The organism is Pseudomonas syringae, assembly GCF_000737245.1.
Lineage (GTDB): Bacteria > Pseudomonadota > Gammaproteobacteria > Pseudomonadales > Pseudomonadaceae > Aquipseudomonas > Aquipseudomonas syringae_J.
In genome coordinates this window covers 1-219 of the sequence record NZ_JPQU01000009.1, presented here as the reverse complement: position 1 = coordinate 219, position 219 = coordinate 1, and the positions used below count along the sequence as shown (strand labels likewise).

Sequence of the window (219 nt, the reverse complement as noted above, 5' to 3'; positions counted from 1 at the left end):
GGTCAGAGCCGCCTGCTCCCCGGTCATCTGAGAGATTTGTTGAGGCTGATCTGTTCAGCGGATGCCCTGCATACAGATAACCTTTCCGAATGGCTGAACGATGAGGATGGGCGTAACCTGATATGGCAGTTGGTTAAACAAGGAAGTCTGGAGTTTGCTGATGAGTGATATAGAAGTTCGCATCGCCGACTGGCAGCAGGACAATGCCGATCTGCGGCG

The 219-nt window shown here is 53.0% G+C and carries 1 protein-coding gene; it reads left to right on the top strand.

Annotated elements, in window-relative coordinates; translation table 11 throughout:
- Window positions 1–168 (top strand): winged helix domain-containing protein (locus IV01_RS26595; RefSeq protein WP_324294247.1); only part of this gene is annotated, 168 nt, incomplete at its 5' end.
- Window positions 169–219: the final 51 nt, after the last annotated feature.